This is a genomic window from Marinobacter sp., assembly GCF_965229985.1.
Taxonomy (GTDB): domain Bacteria; phylum Pseudomonadota; class Gammaproteobacteria; order Pseudomonadales; family Oleiphilaceae; genus Marinobacter.
Map to the genome: position 1 here is coordinate 759826 of NZ_OZ245935.1, position 20970 is coordinate 780795.

The 20970-nt window shown below is 56.9% G+C and carries 15 protein-coding genes; 7 read left to right on the forward strand and 8 right to left on the reverse strand.

What is annotated here, in order from left to right; translation table 11 throughout:
* Positions 1–34 precede the first annotated feature (34 nt).
* From ACO06L_RS03455 to glgC, 4 genes are all read right to left on the reverse strand, one after another.
* The gene (locus ACO06L_RS03455; RefSeq protein WP_202347553.1) at positions 35–397 is read right to left on the reverse strand and encodes a PilZ domain-containing protein; all 363 of its coding nucleotides are present in this window, start codon (positions 395–397) and stop codon (positions 35–37) included.
* Positions 398–497: 100 nt separating this feature from the next.
* On the reverse strand, positions 498–1991 hold the full coding sequence (gene malQ, locus ACO06L_RS03460; RefSeq protein WP_202347554.1) for a 4-alpha-glucanotransferase: 1494 nt from the start codon (positions 1989–1991) through the stop codon (positions 498–500).
* A complete protein-coding gene (locus tag ACO06L_RS03465) occupies positions 1988–3715 on the reverse strand; it encodes a glycoside hydrolase family 57 protein (protein WP_202347555.1) in 1728 nt (575 codons plus the stop codon). The genes malQ and ACO06L_RS03465 overlap by 4 nt, the downstream gene beginning before the upstream one ends.
* Positions 3705–4970 (reverse strand): glucose-1-phosphate adenylyltransferase, encoded by a 1266-nt coding sequence (gene glgC, locus ACO06L_RS03470; protein WP_202347556.1) that lies wholly within the window; start codon positions 4968–4970, stop codon positions 3705–3707. Before glgC ends, ACO06L_RS03465 begins: the two co-directional genes overlap by 11 nt.
* 203 nt (positions 4971–5173) lie before the next feature.
* Between glgC and glgB the strand changes: the two genes are divergently transcribed.
* From glgB to glgP, 3 genes are read left to right on the forward strand one after another with little or no spacing between them, the layout of a single operon-like run.
* Positions 5174–7060: a 1,4-alpha-glucan branching protein GlgB gene (glgB, locus tag ACO06L_RS03475; RefSeq protein ID WP_202347557.1), complete on the forward strand. Its 1887-nt coding sequence runs from the start codon at positions 5174–5176 to the stop codon at positions 7058–7060.
* Positions 7057–8520 carry a glycogen synthase GlgA gene (gene glgA / locus ACO06L_RS03480; protein ID WP_202347558.1) on the forward strand — a complete coding sequence of 488 codons (1464 nt, stop codon included), beginning with the start codon at positions 7057–7059 and terminating at the stop codon, positions 8518–8520. Before glgB ends, glgA begins: the two co-directional genes overlap by 4 nt.
* 32 nt (positions 8521–8552) lie before the next feature.
* Entirely contained in the window at positions 8553–11108 is a 2556-nt protein-coding gene (glgP, locus tag ACO06L_RS03485; RefSeq protein ID WP_202347559.1) for an alpha-glucan family phosphorylase, read from the forward strand.
* A 19-nt stretch (positions 11109–11127) separates the two neighbouring features.
* Here the strand turns inward: glgP and ACO06L_RS03490 are convergent, their stop codons facing one another.
* Complete coding sequence (locus ACO06L_RS03490) at positions 11128–11787, reverse strand: alpha/beta hydrolase (protein WP_202347560.1); 660 nt, start codon at positions 11785–11787, stop codon at positions 11128–11130.
* A 33-nt stretch (positions 11788–11820) separates the two neighbouring features.
* Positions 11821–13017: a lysophospholipid acyltransferase family protein gene (locus ACO06L_RS03495; protein WP_202347561.1), complete on the reverse strand. Its 1197-nt coding sequence runs from the start codon at positions 13015–13017 to the stop codon at positions 11821–11823.
* Positions 13018–13234: 217 nt separating this feature from the next.
* Here ACO06L_RS03495 and recQ point away from each other — a divergent pair, with 217 nt between their 5' ends.
* Positions 13235–15103, forward strand: coding sequence for a DNA helicase RecQ (recQ, locus tag ACO06L_RS03500; RefSeq protein WP_202347562.1), 1869 nt, complete (start codon positions 13235–13237; stop codon positions 15101–15103).
* A 3-nt stretch (positions 15104–15106) separates the two neighbouring features.
* On the opposite strand, the gene ACO06L_RS03505 is transcribed toward recQ, so the two are convergent.
* Complete coding sequence (locus tag ACO06L_RS03505; protein ID WP_202347563.1) at positions 15107–15661, reverse strand: PaaI family thioesterase; 555 nt, start codon at positions 15659–15661, stop codon at positions 15107–15109.
* 188 nt (positions 15662–15849) lie between these two features.
* Between ACO06L_RS03505 and ACO06L_RS03510 the strand changes: the two genes are divergently transcribed.
* Positions 15850–16803: a hypothetical protein gene (locus ACO06L_RS03510; protein ID WP_421845305.1), complete on the forward strand. Its 954-nt coding sequence runs from the start codon at positions 15850–15852 to the stop codon at positions 16801–16803.
* 9 nt (positions 16804–16812) lie between these two features.
* On the opposite strand, the gene ACO06L_RS03515 is transcribed toward ACO06L_RS03510, so the two are convergent.
* Positions 16813–18699, reverse strand: a complete 1887-nt coding sequence (locus ACO06L_RS03515) for a methyl-accepting chemotaxis protein (RefSeq protein WP_202347564.1) — start codon at positions 18697–18699, stop codon at positions 16813–16815.
* A 149-nt stretch (positions 18700–18848) separates the two neighbouring features.
* Between ACO06L_RS03515 and ACO06L_RS03520 the strand changes: the two genes are divergently transcribed.
* Positions 18849–20369 (forward strand): bifunctional GNAT family N-acetyltransferase/carbon-nitrogen hydrolase family protein, encoded by a 1521-nt coding sequence (locus ACO06L_RS03520; RefSeq protein ID WP_202347565.1) that lies wholly within the window; start codon positions 18849–18851, stop codon positions 20367–20369.
* 172 nt (positions 20370–20541) lie between these two features.
* Positions 20542–20940 (forward strand): hypothetical protein, encoded by a 399-nt coding sequence (locus ACO06L_RS03525; protein ID WP_064230410.1) that lies wholly within the window; start codon positions 20542–20544, stop codon positions 20938–20940.
* Positions 20941–20970 lie beyond the last annotated feature (30 nt).

The following is a 20970-nucleotide window of genomic DNA, read 5'->3' on the forward strand; positions in this document are numbered from 1 at the left end:
TTAAGTCGTTCCATGAGAGATCTCCCTGATCAATTCAATAGGCTTGCTGCCGGCGAACCGGAAAATAGTTGACGGGCATATGATGGCTTTTCAGCCAGTGCATCAGTGATGAGATGGTGAAACTGTCGTTCTCAACCCCTTCAAAATCGACACCCAGTCCCCGGTCTGATTTCCGGACCACATGGGCCTTGAGACGACGGAACCGCTTTTCCTGGGTGTCAGGAAAACGAAATTCCAGTTCTACGGTCTGGTTTAATTGAATGTCGGTGTAGTCTGTGGCAATGAACAGGCCACGCTTGGAAGCATCGCGGATCTGTCCGGTTGCCACCGGCATTCCACGTTTGTATACCAACAGGCCGAGCTTTCCCTGTACGCGTTTACTGAGTCTATGTTCCATGTTCCCCCCTGGTGACTCATTCAGAACGCCATTTTTTGATACTGCCTGTGTTTTATAGCGAAGGTTTGCGCGCGCCTCTTTGATGCTGATCAAAAAATGGTCAGTCTTGGGGGAGGCGCCCATTTCGCTGTACCGCTTCAGAGATAACTTTTGACAGGTCTTCTTCGGGAAAATTCCAATCCAGTTGCCAGATCCAGTTATTAATTGTCGTGCCCGGCGTGTTGAATCGCGCCTCTGTTCCAAGTGCAAGAAAATCCTGCATGGGCACAACAGCGAGAGAACAAACGGACCTGAAAGCTGCCTCAATTACGGGCCATGGCATCCCGTCGCCAGTGGTTCCCAGGTAATCATTCACGTAGCGTCGGGTGTGGTCGTCCAGACTCTGGTACCAGCCCAGTGTGGTGTCATTGTCGTGGGTGCCGGTGTAAACAAGATCCCGGGCATGGTGGTTGTGCAGGAGGTGGGGATTGTTGGGGCTACCGTCGAAACCAAACTGCATCACGGTCATTCCCGGCAACCGAAACCGTTTGCGAAGCTCTTCCACATCGTCGCTGATGATGCCGAGGTTCTCGGCCACCAGTGGCAAGTCCGGAAACCGGTTGAAGCAGGCCTGGAGAAAATGATCGGCCGGGCCGGGAACCCAATAGCCAAATCTTGGTTGCGGCGTTTCGGCCGGAATCTCCCAGTAAGCCTGCAGACCGCGGAAATGATCGATCCGGATCAGGTCGAAAAGATGACGCTGGCTTTCGAGCCTTTCCAGCCACCATTGGTAACCATCTTCCGCCATGGCCTGCCAGTTGTAGAGCGGGTTTCCCCAGTGCTGTCCGTCAGGGGAAAAGTAGTCAGGCGGTACACCGGCAATGACCGTGGGGTCGCCTCGGCCATCCAGTTTGAACAGATGTCGATTGGCCCAGACGTCGGCACTGTCATGGGCGACGAAAATAGGAATGTCACCAAACAGCAGGATGCCCTTGCCCCGCGCATAATTGCGCAGTGCCTGCCACTGATGGTTAAACAGAAACTGCTCGAACCGTATCCGGGCCAGCCGTCCCTGGTTCTGGTCAATAAATGCCTGCAGCTCGGCGGAATAGCGGTCTCTCAGCGGCTCTGGCCATTGAAGCCAGCCCGGCGACTCCTGAACCTCCCTTATTGCACAGAACAGACAGAAATCATCGAGCCAGTAGTCGTTTTTGGCGCGAAACTCATCGAAACCTGCCAGATCGAGGCCGTTCAGGGCTTCCCCCTTGCCATCGAAAAAACGTTGGGCGGCAATGCCCAGCAGTTGCTGGCGTGATTCGGCAACGGGCTGTTTCAGTTCCGTGTCTGCTAGCAGACCAGCCTGCAGTAGTTCGGACAGGTCGATAAAGTCCTGGTTGCCCGCATGCGCGCTCAGCGACTGATAGGGGGAAAGATCCCGATGGGTCGGACCGATAGGAAGAGTCTGCCAGACGGTGATGCCACTGGCGGCCAGAAAATCGACGAAGCGGCGCGCGCCAGCCCCCAGAACACCCAGGGTACCGGGCAGGCAGGTTGGATGAAGGAGCACGCCCGCCCTTCTGACACTGAACAGATCATTGGCGTTGGCTAACGTCATGCCGGTTTATCCGCTTCGTGTCCCGGACGCATGGTCCCGCCACGGGCGGGTTCTCCGCTGCCCTGGCTTAGTTGCTGGAACACAGAAGGAGGCGCCGGGTGCCCGATCATTTCATAGAGGTTGACGAGGTGGCGCCGGTAAAGATGTTCGAAGTCGCTGACGATCTGGGCCGGGTTGTAGTCGCCGAACCACCAGAACCAATCGGACCCTTCACAGATCGCAAGTTGCTGCATGGCGGCCTCTTTCTGATCCGAATTGAGGCCCCCGTTTTCCAGGGCCCGGTCGAAGTGGGCCTTGGCCTCACAGAGCAGGTCCCAGGCACGGTTCTTGTCCGGATCGCCAATCCAGGTCGAGAAGGTTCCGTAAATCCAGCTTCCGGCAACCAGATGCGGCAGATTAACGGGCTCAGTGACCGGGCTAGCAATCAAATCGCTATAGGTGGTCAATTTCAGTGTGGGGTGGTTTGCCAGTACCCGGTAGAGTTCATCCAGGAAATGAAAGCCATTTTCCGGGTAATACTCCCAGGCGTTTTCGCCATCCATAATCACGGAAATCACAGTCCGTGTTTTGCTTTTGCCCTGTCCGGCGATGTTTTCCATGTGGTGAACCAGGTCGCCAACGGCGTCCTTGGCGTGCCAGTCCGCATAGGTAAACCCGATAAGGTCGGAAAGGCCGTCGTCCCGAAAGAACACCGATGTGCTTGATTCGCCGAAGGTGTAGGGCCGGTGAATGCCGTAATCCGGCAGGTCCGGGGTTGTTTCCCTGGCCCGGTTAAGGCTGTTGTGCACAACGGAATCCCCGCTGGCGGTCCAACGGAATTGATGGTCATCCAGCAAGCCCAGAGTGGCCTGGCTGAGGCCGCCCTCGGAGGCCCAGCAACCGGTAGGATCAACGCCGAAGAACCGCTGAAATACCGCTTTTGCTTGCTGTAGCTGCCAGCCAGCCCGTTCCTTACCACCCGGATAATGACTGTGAAACGGCAAGGCAATCTCTGGCATGGCCTCGCGGGCGGAGGCCAGGTCAATCAGCAGAGGCAGCATGGCATGGGTATAGGGGCTAACAGACAGTTCTACCTGGCCTTTCTGCGCAAGGTGACGATACCTCGGACCGATGCCGGATAACACATCAAAAATCACATCCAGTAGCGCTCGCCGGTCATCCATCGAGAAGTTATGGCCTTTTTCCTGAAGGCTCTGGATGCAGTTGCTTTTTCGCCGAATAGTCTCCCCCATCCAGCCAAGGTGGTACCAGACCAGCAGATCGGACAGCAACCGGCTGGAAATGTACCTCTGGAGTTCCGGTTTGCCGCGGTAGACCTCGGCCAGTTCTGCCAGTCGCGCGTACGCGGGATACCGATTGATAATCCTCACCCGATTGGCCCTCAGGGACTTCTCCATCAGGCCAAGAAACGCCGGTGTTCCGGTTTCCGGGAGCTCCTCGGCTACCAAAGCGGACAGTAGAGGATCGCCAATCTCGCCGGCACCGTGGCGCCAACGCTCTATCTGGATCAGGTAGGTCTCGATCTGCTCAAGCAGAACCGGGGCGAAATTGACCACCGCCCTCGCCTCCGGGGCTGCCTCCAGATGCGCGGCCATATCGCTGTAATCCTTGATGGTGTGCAGGTACACCCAGGGGAACAGGAACTGATTGGTTCGCATATCCTGATAGGACGGCTGGTGCATGTGCCAGCACAGTACAACCGGCGTTTTTGTGTCAGAGGCCATGGGGGTAATCCTGCCCGAGCATCTCGGGCGTGATCAGCACAACACCTTTGGGGGAAACGTAAAACCGTTTCCGATCTTCGACAGCATCAAAACCGATGCGTGTGCCCTCCGGAATACGGCAACCACGATCAATCAATGCATTGCGGATATGGCAGTGGCGGCCAATCTCCACATCCGGGTAGATGACCGAATTTGATATCTCACTGAAAGAATGCACCATAACCTGGGAGAAAAGCAGGGAATGCTTCACCAGAGCGCCAGACACGATGCAGCCTCCCGCCACCATGGAGTCCACCGCCATCCCCCGCCGATTGTCATCGTCGAATACAAACTTTGCCGGCGGCAACTGCTCCTGGTAGGTCCATATCGGCCAGTGGGAATCGTAGAGATTCAGTTCCGGGCTGATACTGATCAGCTCAAGGTTCGCTTGCCAGAGTGCGTCGATAGTGCCCACGTCCCGCCAGTACGCCGGTTTGTTCTGGACCGGATTGCGGAAGGGAAAGGCCACAACCCGAAGGCGTTTGATCACGGACGGAATTATATCCTTGCCAAAATCATGGGAAGAGTCGCCATCCATCTGCTGATCGCGCATCAGTTCATCAAACAGAACCTGGGTGCTGAATACATAGATACCCATTGATGCCAGAGCTTTATCGGGCTGACCGGGCATGGCCTTGGGGTGCGCCGGCTTCTCCACGAATTCGGTGATCTTCATTTCATCGTTCACCGACATGACTCCGAATGCGGAGGCCTCGTCAATGGGCACTTCGATGCAGCCAACGGTGATATCGGCGTCGTTTTCAACGTGGGCAGCAAGCATCGTCCCATAGTCCATCTTGTAGATATGGTCACCGGCGAGAATCAGAACATACTCGGGCATGTGGCTGCGAATGATGTCGAGATTCTGCAACACAGCATCGGCCGTTCCCTCATACCAGGAGGTTTCGATGCGTTGCTGGGCCGGTAACAGCTCGACAAATTCATCGAGTTCACCCCGGAGGAAGCCCCAGCCACGCTGAATATGCCGTATCAGGGAATGGGATTTGTACTGGGTAATTACGCCAACCTGGCCTATGCCCGAGTTGATGCAGTTGGAAAGTGGAAAATCGATGATCCGGAACTTTCCGCCAAAAGGCACCGCCGGTTTGGCACGCCATTTGGTGAGATCATGGAGGCGGGAACCCCGCCCTCCGGCAAGTACCAGAGCAAGAGTCTGACGAGTGAGACGACTGACGAAACGCTTGGCCGTTTGCATAGCTGCTTCCCTGGAGAAAACCTTCCCTGTGACCGGTCGTTCAACCGCAAGGGTTTGCCACGTTTTTGACGCCTTAAACTATATTAGAACACTAGCACGGAATTATGACGTAAACTTGTTTTGGGTCATTTTTTAAACAGGCCCGTTCGCGTCCAATGAACGGACGCCCAATGCGCTCCACCTGGTCAGGAATAGCACGGTCTATGGATAGTCCAACGCTCAGCGAATTTGACCTTCATCTCTTTGGCGAAGGCCGCCACTGGCACATTTACAACGTGTTAGGTGCCCATCTTTGCAGGAGCCGGAGTGTGGAAGGCGTGCGGTTCGCGGTCTGGGCGCCCCATGCCCAAGCTGTCAGCGTTGTCGGAGATTTCAATCACTGGAGCTCTGGCGCCAACCCGATGACTCCACACGCTGCAACGGGTGTCTGGTCCTGCTTTATTCCAGGCATTGGAACTGGCTCCCTCTACAAATTTTCCATTACCACGGAGAAAGGCCATCAGCTTCTGAAAACGGACCCCTATGGCCAAGCCTTCGAATTGAGGCCCTCTACTGCCGCCGTAGTGACCGAACGCGGCCACTTTGGCTGGGGTGATGGCGATTGGCTGGCCAGGCGGGGCCGCTGGAACTGGCAGGATTCTCCCATCTCTATTTACGAAGTTCATGCCGCTTCGTGGCGCCACCACGGGTCCGGCCGATGGCTGACCTATCGAGAGCTGGCGGACCAGCTGATCCCCTATGTGCTGGAGCTGGGCTTCACTCACATTGAGCTTTTGCCGGTAACTGAACACCCACTGGATGAGTCCTGGGGTTACCAGACCACTGGCTACTACGCGCCGACCAGTCGTTTCGGTACCCCGGACGATCTTCGATACCTGGTAGACCAGTGTCACCGGCACAACATTGGCGTGATCCTGGACTGGGTTCCGGGGCACTTCCCCACCGATGAGCACGCCCTCGCCCGATTCGATGGCAGCGCGCTCTATGAACATGAGGACCCTCGCAAGGGTCGTCATCAGGACTGGGGCACCCTGATCTACAATTATGGCCGGCATGAGGTGCGGAACTTCCTGATCGGCAGTGCCCTGTTCTGGCTGGATGCCTTTCATATCGACGGGCTGCGCGTGGATGCGGTGGCGTCCATGCTGTACCTCAATTATTCCCGCAAGGAAGGCGAGTGGCTGCCTAACGAGCACGGCGGCCATGAAAACCTGGAGGCCATCGAGTTTCTGCGCGAACTGAACCGGGTCTGCCAGAGCCGATTCCCGGGAACGCTCGTCTGTGCGGAAGAATCCACCTCCTGGCCACGGGTGACCCGGCCACCGGAAATTGGCGGCCTGGGGTTCAACCTGAAATGGAATATGGGCTGGATGCACGACACCCTGGATTATCTGGCGCAGGACCCGGTTTACCGCCAGTACCATCACGACAAGCTGACTTTCGGGCTGTTGTATGCGTTCTCGGAGAATTTCCTGTTGCCGCTGTCTCACGATGAGGTGGTTCATGGCAAAGGCAGCCTCATCAACAAAATGACCGGCGACGAATGGCAGCAGCGGGCCACGTTACGGGTGCTTTTCACCTACATGTTCAGCTATCCCGGTGCCAAATTGCTATTTATGGGCGGCGAATTTGGGCAGCGCCGGGAGTGGAGCGAATCCCGGGAGCTGGACTGGTCTCTGTTGGAGTACCCTGAGCATCAGGGTATCAAAAAGCTGGTTCAAGACCTGAACGGGATCTACCGGCGGGAAGTCTCACTGCACGGTGCCTGCTTCACCCCGGATGGTTTCGACTGGATCGATTGCCATGATTCCCCCCAGTCTGTGATCAGCTTCCAGCGCACGGCGAAAGGCGAGACATCGGTTATTGTGGTCAATTTCACCCCAATGCCCAGACACCATTACCGGATTGGGTTGCCCCAGGGCGGCAACTGGCGTGAAATCTTCAATTCCGATTCTGAGTATTACGGTGGCAGCAACCTCGGCAACCCCTACCCCATGCCTGCCGATCAGCAGCCCTGGATGAACCGGGACTGGTCACTGGAACTGACCCTGCCGCCGCTGGGGGCAATCATCCTGAGGCCGGCGCAATGATCCGGGTTCTCTTCGCCACCAGTGAGGTCTACCCGCTGGTGAAAACCGGCGGTCTTGCCGACGTCTCTGCCAGCTTGCCGGAAGCGCTCTGCCGCCTGGAGTACGATGTTCAGATTCTCTTACCCGGCTACCCGGACGCTGTTAAGGCTGCCAGAAAAGCGGGTTCCCGCAGAAAGGCCCGGTTCCAACTCGGCCAATACAACGTAAGCCTTTGGCAGACCCGACTTCCAGGCACCGCCGTTACACTCTGGCTGGTGGACTGCCCGCCCCTTTTTGATCGCCCTGGTAACCCCTACAAGAATGAGGAAGGGAAAGACTGGTGGGACAACGCCCACCGGTTTGAGCTGTTTGGCAAAGTGGGCGCCATGATCGCCATGGGCGAAGCGGGTTTGAACTGGAGGCCGGATCTGGTGCACTGTAATGACTGGCAGACCGGGCTTATACCGGTGTTCCTGGAAGCCTACCAGGACCGGCCCGGCACCGTGTTTACCATTCATAATCTCGCCTATCAGGGGCTGTTCTCCCACGAGACGTTCCGCGCCCTGGGCCTGCCGGACTCACTCTGGAATCTCGAGCAGCTGGAATTCTACGGCCAGCTTTCGTTCATTAAAGGCGGCCTTGTGTTCAGTGACCGGATTACCACCGTCAGCCCCACCTACGCTCGCGAGATTCAGACTCCGGAATTCGGCAGCGGTCTTGATGGCCTGCTGCGGCACAGGCAACACGCATTGACCGGCATTCTCAATGGCATAGATACCCGGGTCTGGGACCCGGAGGAAGATCCAGAGCTGGCCTTTCACTATGGTCGTGATCATCTGAAGAGCAAAGCCCAGTGCCAGGCCAATTTGCAGCAAGAGCTTGGTCTGGAGGTGAACGGTGGCCCCTTGCTGGGTTTTATCGGGCGATTGGTGGAACAAAAAGGCGTGGACTGGATGCTGTCCGTGATGCCGGCTTTGCTCGAACAGGACTGCCAGTTTGTCATTCTCGGTTCTGGAGAAGACCGCTACGAGGAACCCCTGAAACAACTGGCACGGCAATGGCCGGGGCAGATGTCCCTCACTCTTGGCTACAACGAGGGGCTCTCCCATCGCATCACCGCCGGCTGTGACCTGTTCCTGATGCCTTCGAGATTCGAACCCTGCGGGCTCAACCAGATGTACAGTCTCAGGTACGGCACGGTTCCGGTGGTGCACGGTGTTGGCGGACTGGCCGATACGGTGAAGGATCCCCAGGATGTTGGAATCGATAAGGCCAACGGATTCGTTTTTACCGGCGCCAGAGCCGAGTCCCTGCTGGCCACACTAAGCCGGGCGCTCCAGTTTTTTGAAAATCGCAAACAGTGGCGGCGGTTGCAGGAAAACGGCATGGCAATCGACTATTCCTGGAAACAGCGGGCTCGCACCTATGGCGAACTGTATCAGCGCATCCTCAAAGAACGTGACCAACAACAGCTGGATTAGTGCGAGCGTTTGCCCGCCTGGAGGCAACCAAAATGCATAAAGCAACGGAATTCCGACTTGAAGCTCATCCACTGATTCCAGAACCCCTGGAAAGACTGGAAGAGCTTGCCAACGATCTCTTCTATAGCTGGGATCATGGGGTGCGCAGCCTTTTCGCCCGGATTGATCTCCGGCTCTGGCAGAAGGTGGAGCACAACCCGAAGCTTTTCCTGCGCCGGGTCGCCCAGGACCGGCTCGACGAAGCGTCCGACGACCGTGCCTTCCTGGCCGAGTATCGCCGGGTGCTGAGCAGCTACGATGCCTATCTTGAGGCCGGTCCCGGCCCTGAAGTGACGGAGAAGCTGGACCCGGAGCAGGCCCTGGTGGCTTACTTCTGCGCCGAGTTCGGCTTCCACGAGAGTTTTCCCATCTACTCCGGCGGTCTTGGCATCCTGGCCGGGGATCACTGCAAGGCGGCCAGCGATCTTGCTCTGCCGTTTGTAGCGGTCGGGCTTTTGTACCGGCAGGGGTACTTTATTCAGAGTATTGATGCCCACGGCCAACAGATAGCGCGCTATCAGTCCCATTCAAGCGATGAACTGCCCATAACGCCAGTGGAGATCGAGGGCCAGGTACTCAAGGTGTCGGTTCCCTTCCCCGGTCGCGACGTGGTGGCGCGAGTCTGGGAGGCGCGGGTCGGTCATATCCGGTTGTACCTGCTGGACAGCTACACTGAGGAAAACGGCCCGGAGGATCAGGATCTCACCCTCCAACTGTACGGTGGCGACGAATCCACCCGTATCAGCCAGGAGATGCTGCTTGGCATCGGCGGAACGCGGGTACTGGAAGCCCTGAGCCTGAAGCCGACTGTCTGGCACATCAACGAAGGCCATGCTGCGTTCCAGATCCTCGAACGTTGCCGCAACGTCATGATGAATTCGGAGCTCGGCTTTGAATCAGCTCTGGAAGCAGTTGCCGGCGCTACCCTGTTTACCACGCATACACCGGTACCTGCCGGGCACGATATTTTCCCGAGAGCCCTGGTTCATCACGCTCTTGGTAGATATCTGGAAGAAGCCGGGCTGGATTTCCAGCAGGTGTTCGCGCTGGGTGCGAAAGATGGCGGCGACAGCTTCAACATGACCAGCCTTGGGCTGCGTGGCTCCCGGTACCACAACGGCGTCAGCCGTATTCACGGGGGCGTCGCTTCGCTGATGGAAGGCGATATCTGGCCCCAGGTGCCGCCGGCAGAAAACCCCATCGGCTACATTACCAATGGTGTGCACGTGCCCACTTTTCTGGCGCCGGAATGGTCCAGTCTGTTTGATATTCAGGCGCCCACCTGGAAGAGCGAGCTCAGGAATCCGGATTTCTGGGAATTTATCGACCAGATTCCGGATTATCACTACTGGAGTGTACACAAGGCCCTGAAACAACAAATGGGCGAGTACGTTGTTCGGCGCCTCAAGCGCCAGCATAAGCGCAACGGCACTGGTCACTCCGTAACAGACCGCATGACCCGGCAGCTCACGTCCTCGGAAAAAGACACGCTGGTCATCGGTTTTGCCAGACGGTTCGCAACCTACAAGCGCGCGACGCTGATTTTTTCCGATCTGGAGCGGCTGGAGCGGATTCTCACCAATCCGGATCGGCCGGTGGTGCTGGTCTTTGCCGGTAAGGCCCACCCGAAAGACAAGCCTGGCCAGCAATTGATCAAGGTTATCCATGATCTGTCCATGCACCCCTCGTTGATGGGGCACCTGATTCTGCTCGAGGATTATGACCAGGCCATGGCCCGTCGGCTCCTCAGTGGCGTGGATGTGTGGCTCAACACCCCGGAATACCCGAAGGAAGCCAGCGGCACTTCCGGCGAAAAAGCCGCCCTGAACGGTGCCCTGAATCTCAGCGTACTCGATGGCTGGTGGGGGGAAGGCTACAACGGCAAGAACGGCTGGGGCATTCCGCCCAGGGATACCGAACTGGATCCGGAGTTCCGTAACGAGGAAGAGGCACGGGACCTCATTGACCTGATCGAATTCGAGGTAGTGCCCCTGTACTACGATCGTGCCTCACAGGGTTTTTCCAAGGGCTGGGTAAAGCGCTCCAAGGCTTCGATGAAATCCATTACGCCCCGGTTCAATGCCCAGCGCATGGTGATGGACTACGTGAATAATTATTACCAGCCAGCATCAAGCCAGGGTGCAATTCTTATGGCCGACGGCGGCCAGGTTGCCATCGGGCTGGCAGATTGGAAAGCAAGGGTCAGGTACGCCTGGCCGGGTGTTGAATTGCGGGTGGTCGGCTGCGTTAAATCTTCGTGTCCCCATGATGGCGCCGTAGAGCTTCGGGTAGAGGCGACGCTCAATGGCCTGTCAGCCGAGGATGTTCGCGTGGAATGCCTGGTCAGCCCTGAGTGTACCGGAACCCACGGCAGCCCGGGGCCTGACAGCTTCTTTCTGGATAAGGAGAGTGAAGCGGAGGGCCGAACCGTGTTCGCCACCTGTGTGCAGCCACCCTATCCTGGCTTGCAGACCCTAAGGTTACGGATGTATCCGTACCATGAATCGCTGACCCATCCGCTGGAGATGGGCGCCATGCTCTGGGTATGAGCCCGGGCATGGCGGTTCTTCAAAGCAGGTGTCGGCGAATGAACCGGCCAATGTCCTGGATTTCCTCAAGGCACACGCTGTGTTCCATGGGGAAGGTCTGGTAGGAGGGCTCGTAGCCCATTTCCTTCAGGGCCTCAACACTGCGCACACCCAGTGATTCCGGCACCATCGGATCGAACGTTCCGTGATAGACACTGATTGGCACATCGGCATTTGCCTCCGAACGCTGAACCGTGTCTGCCGTAGCAAAGTAGGTTGAAAGTGCCAGTATGCCGCCAAACCGTTCCGGATAGCTTAGCCCCAATTCGTAGGCAACTGCCCCGCCCTGAGAAAAACCGGCAATGATGATCCGGTCTGCCGGAACGCCCTTCTCCTTTTCACGCTCAACAAGCTTTGCTACGGCGTCGGCGGACGCCCGCAACTGTTCGGTATCCACCACGCGATCAATGTCCATGGCCTTGATGTCATACCAGGCCGGCATGGACATTCCGCCATTGATGGTCACTGGCAGGTTGGGCGCATGGGGGAAGATAAAACGCACCGCGGCATCTTCCGGCAGGCCCAGTTCCGGAACCACCGGCTCGAAGTCGTGGCCGCTGGCACCAAGGCCATGGAGCCAGATGACGGCTGCGGTCGGGTTGTCTCCGGTTTCAATTTCGATGTACTGAAGATCCTGCACGGTTTACCTCTCGTCTGAAAATTGTGTGCCGGCTTATTCGGAGTTGCCGGATTTTTCGGCATTGGCCTCAAGCGCGGTGACTACCGGATTGGCATACATATCCAGCAGATAAGGCCGGATGGCCGGATCGCAGGCTTCCAGGCGCCTTTCCATCTCAGCCTCGGCAGCCTCCATCTCTGCCGGCGACCAGGTTTCGGCAGTGACCACCGAATCGCTGACGGTATCCGGTGTGTCGTGAGACTGGGGATGAAGGCCTCGTTGCTGGTAAGCCACCAGATTTGACGCATGCAGGTGATAGTTCGCATGCATCTCCCGGTCGATACGGCCTGCCAGATCTTTCGGGTTTTCCGGGGAGTCATGAATGGGCGCACCAAAGTGCACATGCACGTGCCCCTTGAAACCGGTCAGTCCCTTCATGATCTGCTCGGTGTCTTCGCCCTCGCGCTTGATGTACTGGCCGGTTCTGGCCCGGGTTTCCAGTTCCCGGGCCTTGTCGGCATCGCAGGGATCGTATTCATAGGCTATGGAAACCGGCACCACATGCAGCCGGTTCATGGCTTCTGCGAAACTGAGCCCGCTTTTCTTCCGGCTCATGTAGAACATCTTGATGATGGCCGGATCGGTGAAATCAAGGCCGTCCTTCGCCCGGCCTTCCCGCTGGGCAATCCATATGCTGTGATTTGTGTCGATGCTATGGTTAATGAAACCGGAGAGTGTGATGTAGGCATCGCGCATCTCCCGCGGGCTGGTCATGCTCCGACGAACCACAAAGCTTTTGTTCAGCCGCATCATTTCAGCAAACACGCGGTTCGCCAGCAGATTGTCGCCTATGGCAATCCGGGTGGTATGAAAGCCGTTCTGGAACAGCAGGTAGTTCACCACCATGGGGTCGAAAACGATGTCCCGATGGTTTGAAATGAACAGGTAGGCGCCGTGCTTGTCGAGGTTATCAAGCCCGCTGGACGTCACTCTTGTGGTGGTGCTGTCAACCAGTTCACCCACGTAGCCGGAAAGCCCGGCCTGTAGATCATCAACGCGGGTGTAGTGGCCAAAATGGTTGCTGAGCCAGCGACGGGTAAATACACGCAACATGGCCGGCGCCCAGCGTGCCAGGGTCGGAGACTTGAAGCGACCAACCATATCCAGAAATTCCTGATCATTGACCAGGCGGTGAATAGCAGCGCCGGTTTCTTCGTCCGAATACGGACGGATGGCATCAAATTCCTGCATGGAAGCCCTGTTATTATCAGTGTCTGTCACAGTATGGCGTGAAACGGTGGTTCAAAAACGCGGTATTGTAGCGTTTCTTCCACTACTTTGCCTCCATCCGACACATGGGTTTGCTGGCCAATCCTCAGGGTTAATCTGGTATCATTGCCAACCGCGCCGAACCCGGCATTTCACCCGTCTCAATACAGCGGCTCCAGGCCGATGAACCGGTTACTCTATGTATTTTGATCAGGACTTCGAACAGCTTTCCACCGAGCGCCCCACCACCTCGGGACGTGATCCGGAACAGGTGCTGCACGAAGTCTTCGGATACGAATCGTTCCGGCCGCTGCAGGGTGACATCATCCGGGAAGTATCGGAAGGCCGCGACGCGCTGGTGCTCATGCCTACGGGCGGGGGCAAATCCCTCTGCTACCAGGTGCCGGCCTTGGTCCGCACAGGCACGGCGATTGTTATTTCGCCCCTGATTGCCCTGATGCAGGATCAGGTTGCGGCTCTGAAAGAGCTCGGTGTGCGGGCCGCGTTCCTCAACTCCACCATGGATTTCGAGCAGGCCCGGGCCACCGAGTATGCACTGATGACCGGTGAGCTGGACCTGCTGTACTGCGCCCCGGAACGGCTGATACAGCCACGCACCATCGAACTGCTCCATGACGCGTCCATCTCGTTGTTCGCCATCGACGAGGCCCACTGTGTGTCCCAGTGGGGCCACGACTTCCGATCTGATTACCTTCAGCTCAGCATGCTCGCCGAGCAGTTTCCCGGCGTCCCGCGCATTGCGCTGACGGCAACGGCGGACGAACGCACCCGAAAAGAGATCGCGGAACGGCTGTCGCTGACCGAGGCAAGACATTTCGTCAGTGGCTTTGATCGCCCGAACATCCAATACCGTATTGCGCCAAAAATAAACGCAAACAAGCAGTTACTGGACTTTATTAAAGCCGAACATGACGGTGATTGCGGCATCGTATACTGCCTGTCCCGCAACAAGGTGGACGCAACCGCGAAAACCCTGGCCCAGAAAGGCTATACCGCTCTGCCCTATCACGCAGGCCTGTCCTCGGAGCAACGGGCCCATCACCAGGAGCGCTTCCTGCGTGAAGACGGGGTGATTATTGTCGCCACCATCGCCTTCGGCATGGGGATCGATAAACCCGACGTGCGCTTTGTCGCCCATCTGGACCTGCCCAAGAGTCTTGAAGCCTACTACCAGGAAACCGGCCGGGCCGGACGGGATGGCAAGCCTTCGACTGCCTGGATGGTGTATGGCCTGCAGGATGTGATCAAACTGCGGCAGATGCTGGAGAGCTCCCAGGGCAACGACCACTTCAAGCGGGTGGAACGCCAGAAGCTGGACGCCATGCTGGGTCTTTGCGAGGTTACCAGTTGCCGTCGCCAGGTGTTGCTGCGTTATTTCGGAGACGAGCTTGAGCAACCTTGCGGCAATTGCGACACCTGCCTGAATCCGCCGGAAACCTGGGATGGAACCGTGGCCGTCCAGAAAGCCCTGTCCTGTGTGTTCCGCACGGGCCAGCGTTTTGGCGTGACCTACCTGATTGATGTGCTCAGGGGATCGGAAAACGAACGGATTCTGCAATCCGGCCATCACCAGGTTTCCACCTACGGCATTGGTACAGAGCTCAGTGCCAACGAATGGAAATCCGTCTTCCGCCAACTGGTGGCCAATGGCTATCTGCGAGCCGATCCGGAGGGTTACGGCGCACTCCAGTTGACGGAGCAATGCCGGCCCCTGCTAAAAGGTCGGCAGGCCATCGAGCTGCGCAAGGATCCGGTGGTCAAGAAAACGGCGGGCCGGACCTCCGGCGGCCGGTCCAGCAGCCCCGTGAAAGACCAGATTACCGATCAGGCCGGCTGGGAAGCCCTCAGGGCCTGTCGGAAGGAACTGGCCGACAAACAGGGCGTCCCGCCTTACGTCATTTTCCATGACACCACACTGTTCGGAATGCTTGAACGCAAGCCCCGCACCCTGGACGAGTTGGCGGAGGTCAGCGGCGTGGGTGCCGCCAAGCTCGAGAAATACGGCGAGATCTTCCTCCAGACCATTGCCGGCCTGGATCAGGCGTAATGGTCAAGCCTCTGCTTTAAAGCCCTTCTTGCGCACCCGGTAATGGGCGATGGAGGTCGCCACATGGTTGCCCTCCTGATCCACCAGCTTTCCTTCCAGGGTAAATTTGGCTCGGCCGGTTTCGTCGGCGTCTGCAAGGATGCCTGCCACGGTTTCTGGTGGCAGCGTGAACTCCACGGTGACATCGCTGTTGGCTGGCTGCAGGAACTGCAGGGTCATTTCCTTGAGGATTGGCGTGTAGGCAGGGCCCAGGTCAAACAGCGTCAGCACACCACCGGGAATCTCGGCCACCAGGAAATAGGCACCGGCATAGAGGCTGCCGAAGTGGTTCTTGTTGCCTTTCAGCCGGATTTTCGCCCGCACATAACCCGGCCTCACCTCTTCAACACTGAAGTTGTTCCTCGGCGCAAAGGGTATGGATAGGCCAATGATCTTGTTCACCGCCGCGTAACCGCCGGTTTTCTTCAGCCAGGCCAACGGGCTGCTCAAGGTAGCCTTGGGATCCGCACTTGCCACCCACTGCCCCGTGGCTCCGATAAGGTTGTCGATAATTGCCATTATCCTGCTCCGTTTTTTGGTCGAAGCCGATGATTACAATGGTCTCCCGAAGCCGCAAGAATCTTTTACAATTTTTTTGGAGATTGTCCGATTTATTTTTGAGTTTTTGTTCTAGAGTGAGAGGTGCCCGTGTGAATCACGATTGCCAATAAGGCCAGCGTTTCCAGGATTAAGAAAGGATCTCTGATTTGGAATGTTATCTGCCCGCTTTCATGAACAGCTCCCCTCTTCGGAAACTGGTGCTTCGCCTCTCGGTTCTGAGCCTCTGCCTCTTTTCAGCGCCCCTGCCCGCAGCGGCGCCAGTCGCAATTGATCCGCAAGCCAACGGTCGAGATTATGTCCTCTGGTACCGGAATTATGACAGCCCGGCTATCCGCGCACTCGTTGAGCTGGCATTGAAGAAGACCCCGGAGTATGGCGACTTCCGGGTTATCCGGAGTGAAGAACTGAGCCAGGGCCGTGCGCTTCGCGAACTGACAGATGGCCAATCCCGTCTTGTTGATATAGCCAATGTAGCGACGTCGGCCGAGCGGGAGGAGTTCCTGACCGCAATTCCCTTCCCGGTTGATGGCGGCCTTCTGGGTTTTCGGGTCTGCGTGGTTTTGCCTGAATCCTTACCGAAGTTCGCAGGTATTAAGAATCTGGATGACCTTCGAGCCAGTCAGATCTGGATCGGCCAGGGCTCACACTGGCCGGACACGCAGGTGTTGGAGGCAAATGGTATTCCGGTAGTTACCCACTCCCGATACGAGATACTTTTCGGGATGCTGCGGAACAAACGCTTTGATTGTTTTGCCCGGGGCGTGAGTGAGGTACTTTACGACCTGGAAATGGAGCAGGATCCGAACCTGGTGATCGAACCCAATCTGTTGATTGCTTACCCCATGCCTTCCTATCTTTTCGTCGGCCCCAACGATCAGGAGACCGCCCATCGTCTGCAACTGGGCATTGAACGAGCCATATATGACGGAAGTTTCAGCGACTTCCTGAGGGCCTACTACGCCCGAGCCGTAAGGGATCTCAACCTCGACACCCGCACGGTGATCGCTCTGGAAAATCCGTTTCTGAGCGAGGAATCGCGGTACGTCGGGCGCAGTACACTGGAAAACCTGCGCCGGCGCCTCGACCTACTCAGTCGTTAGACTTGCCCACTACACCCGGAACCGGGATACGTTCTGGTTCAAGGCCTTGCCAATGCTTTCGATCTGGCCGCTGTAGACGTCATTTTCCGTCGCGGCGGCGGCTGCCTCCTGGCCCTGATCCGCAATTCGGGTAATCGACGAGTTCAGCTCTTCTGTCACGGACGTCTGCTCTTCCGAGGCTGTGGCAATCTGCGAAGTCATCTGGCTGATGGAGGTAATGGCCTCGGCAATACGATTGAGGGCTTCCATGGCGTCCTGTGCTTTCTCCATGCTGACATTGGAAACTGCAGTGGAGGCTTGCATCACATCAACAGCATCACTGGCGCCCTTCTGCAAGCGTTCGATCATATTGTTGATTTCTTCTGTGCTGGACTGAGTGCGCTGAGCCAGGTTGCGCACCTCATCTGCAACAACTGCAAAACCACGCCCGGCCTCACCGGCCCTTGCCGCTTCGATGGCTGCGTTGAGCGCCAGCAGGTTGGTCTGTTCTGCGATGCCCTGGATTACCTCAAGCACGGTGGTAATGGAGGCAACATCTTTACCGAGGGTGTCGATAACCTCGGCGGCAGCGTTGACCTCCTTCGAGAGTTTCTGGACGGCGTCCCGGGAGGCGGCAACGGTCTCCAGCGACGCGCGGCTGTCTCCGTCGGCATTATTGGCGGCATCTGCGGTTTGCTGGGCGTTCTGGGCGATTTCATTTGCAGCGGCCGACATTTCGTTGATGGCGGTGGCCACCATGTCGATCTCTGCCTGCTGGCTCTCTACGCTTGAGCGACTGGTACTGGCGGTGTCTCTCAGGGAGCTGACGTTCTGGCCCAGTTCGGCGCTGCCCTGTTGAACATCCCGAACCACGTTCTGGATGTTCTCAACAAACTGGTTGAAGCTTCTGGCCAACTCGCCAAACTCATCTTTTGCACTATCGTCCAGGCGTTGGGTCAGATCTGCATCGCCGCTACCGATGTCGGCCATGGCCTTGTTCAGCCGGCGAACGGGCGCCATCAGCACCTTGATGCCCAGGTGCAGTATCACCAGTGACACAATAAGGCCGATGACCGCCATGACCAGCCCGGTCATCCGGGCACTTTGAACCGGGGCGTTTATTTTGTCGGCATTCACAAACGTGCCCAGGTACCATTCCACGCCGCGAGCTTCACTGATGGGATGAAAACTGGCCTCCCAGTTCCCTTCCTCATTGCTGTATTCGTGGGCGGACCCGCCGAAGTCCGGTTTGCCTCCAATCAATTCACTGATGTTCTTGCCGACAAGGGTCTGCCGGGGATGGAACAGCACGGTACCCCGCTCGTTGATCAGGGCTGCGTAACCGGTGTCCGCCAGGGTCACGGTAGACAGGGTTTTTGCGATGGCGCCCAGGCCGATATCTGCACCGGCCACGCCTTCGTATTCACCACGCTTAACTGGCGCGAGCGTGGAGATGATCATATCGTTGGTGCTGGCGTCCTGGTACGGCTCGGTAAATGATGCGCTCCCAAGGCTCATGGCCTTCTTGTACCAGGGGCGTTCGCGGGGATCGTAATCGGACGGCAGCGTTGCATTGGCTTCCGGCGACTTCATAAGCATGTAGCCATCTGTGCGGCCGACATAGACATCCCGGAACCCGCCGCCAGTAGTTATGGCTTGCAGCACTACCCTGGCTTCCTCATCATTCCCGGCACTTTCCAGGGCTTTGGCGGTTGCTTCGGTCATCACCAGCCGGGTATTGAGCCACTCGGCAATGCTTGAGGTGCTTTGCTGCACGGTATCGTCGATCAGCGCGTCTACATAGGTTTTGGTGGTGTTCTGCAGCCGTAAATCGCCGGAGAGCGTGAAAGCCCCCATAACCAACAGCAACAGAATACCGAAAGCAGTCAGGAGCTTTTGCCCGAATGTCAGCTGCACAGTTCAATCCTCTGCAATGAAAATTGATATTCGTTAATTTGTCTTTCGGCCTGCGATGCGAAGTCTTTAGCGGCTTCTGTTAAACTTTTACAGTATTGACGCAAATGCTGAGCTTGTCCTCACTCCAAAACGAACGGGAGCCGAACTGAATGGCCCATGAAGAACTGCACCTCAACCTCCGGAACCTGAAGCTTGAAGACTACGAACAGCTTCAGAAGCTCATGGATCGCGTTTACGACGACATCGGAGGCGCCTGGCCCAAGGAAACCATCAAGGCATTGGTGGAGCAGTTTCCTGACGGCCAGATCTGTATTGAGGAAAGCGGCCAGCTTATTGCCGTTGCACTGACGGTCTGCGTAAAGTACGAGCGCTTCAGTAACCCGCACACCTACGATGATCTCATCCTCCGGAACGAGAAGATCTGGCATAACGCCAATGGCGACTCCCTCTACGGACTGGATGTCTTTATCCACCCCGACTACCGGGGCTATCGACTGGGGCGTCGACTGTACGAGGCGCGGAAAGAACTCTGTCGCTCCATGAACCTGCGTGCCATTCTCGCGGGCGGGCGTATCCCGAGCTACTTCAAATACGCCGAGCAGTATTCTCCAGAGGAGTACATTCAGCGCGTCGACCGCAAGGAAATCTACGATCCGATCCTGAGCTTCCAGCTTTCGAACGATTTTCAGGTCACCCGGCTGATGCACAAGTACCTGCCAGAGGATGAGAAATCCCAGGGCTACGCAACGTTGCTGGAATGGCGGAACATTCTTTACACCCCGCCCTCCCCGGTACTGAGCGTAAAGAAAACGCAGGTACGGCTTGGCGCTGTGCAATGGCAGATGCGTGAATTTACCTCTGTTGAAGAAGTGCTCGAGCAGGTGGAGTATTTCGTGGATGCGCTATCAGACTACAAGAGCGACTTTGCGATCTTCCCGGAGTTTTTCAACGCGCCACTGATGGGCCTGACCGACCAGATGGACCAGACCCGGGCCATCCGTTTCCTGGCCGGGTTCACCCAGCAGTTCCGGGAAGAGATGTCTGAAATGGCGGTCAGTTACAACATCAACATCATCACCGGTTCCATGCCGCTGATCGAGAACGACCGGGTTTATAACGTGTCTTACCTCTGCCACCGGGATGGCCGCGTGGATGAGCAGCGCAAGATTCACATTACACCCCACGAGCGTCGGGACTGGGTTATTGAAGGCGGCAACCAGTTTGATGTCTTCGACACCGATGCCGGCCGGGTTGCCATCATGATCTGTTATGACATTGAGTTTCCCGAGCTGGGGCGTATTGCCGCCAGCCAGGAAGTCGATATCATCATGGTGCCCTTCTGGACAGACACCAAGAACGGCTACCTTCGGGTTCGCCAGTGTGCCCAGGCCCGGGCAATCGAAAATGAATGTTATGTCGTAATCACCGGCAGTGTCGGCAACCTGCCGAAAGTCGAGAACCTGGACGTCCAGTACGCCCAGTCGTCCGTATTCTCGCCGTCCGATTTCGCCTTCCCCCACGATGCGGTGATGGCCGAAACAACGCCGAATACGGAGATGATCATGTTCTCCGATATGGACCTGGAGAAGTTGAAGCTGGTACGCAACGAGGGGTCTGTCAACAACCTGAAAGATCGCCGCGTTGATATGTACGAGCTGAAGACAAAGTAAACTGGCCTGATTGGCCGTAAAAGATTGTTAAAAAACTGCGTTAGGGGTCGAACGTATGGCACTGATGGCGTTGCAAAACCAAAGTTCAGTGTCTATTGTTTAATCAATATCCAGCCTGTCTCCCGATGAGACAGGTTGCTGTGGATACGGAAATCACCAGAGAACCTGATTCATGAACGAAGCATTGCCGGATCTTGTCGCCCGATTTCGAATCAGACAGGGCCTTTTCCGAAAGGAACTTGTCGAGGCCGCCCTGTACGAACTGGACGGCTATGGGTGTGTGATGAAAACCGACAAAGTGTTCAACCCCGGTGATACCGTGGTGCTGGACCTCGTTATGGATATGCCGTTTGACGAGATCCGGGCGGAAGGCCTTTCCGGCCTGGTGACAGAGCGCAGAAAGCACTGCAGTAATTTCTTCTATTCCATTGATTTTGTGGAACTTGACTCCAACGGGGGCTCCTCTTTGGCGGAAAAGCTCCGCAGAATCCGGGAAGTGGTATCCAAAAAGCAATCACTCAAATCACGTCGTTCCCCAGGCTCCATTTCCGGTTTCCGGCAAATGGCCTGATCCTGATTTTTCGTTGAAACCTGCCCGTAA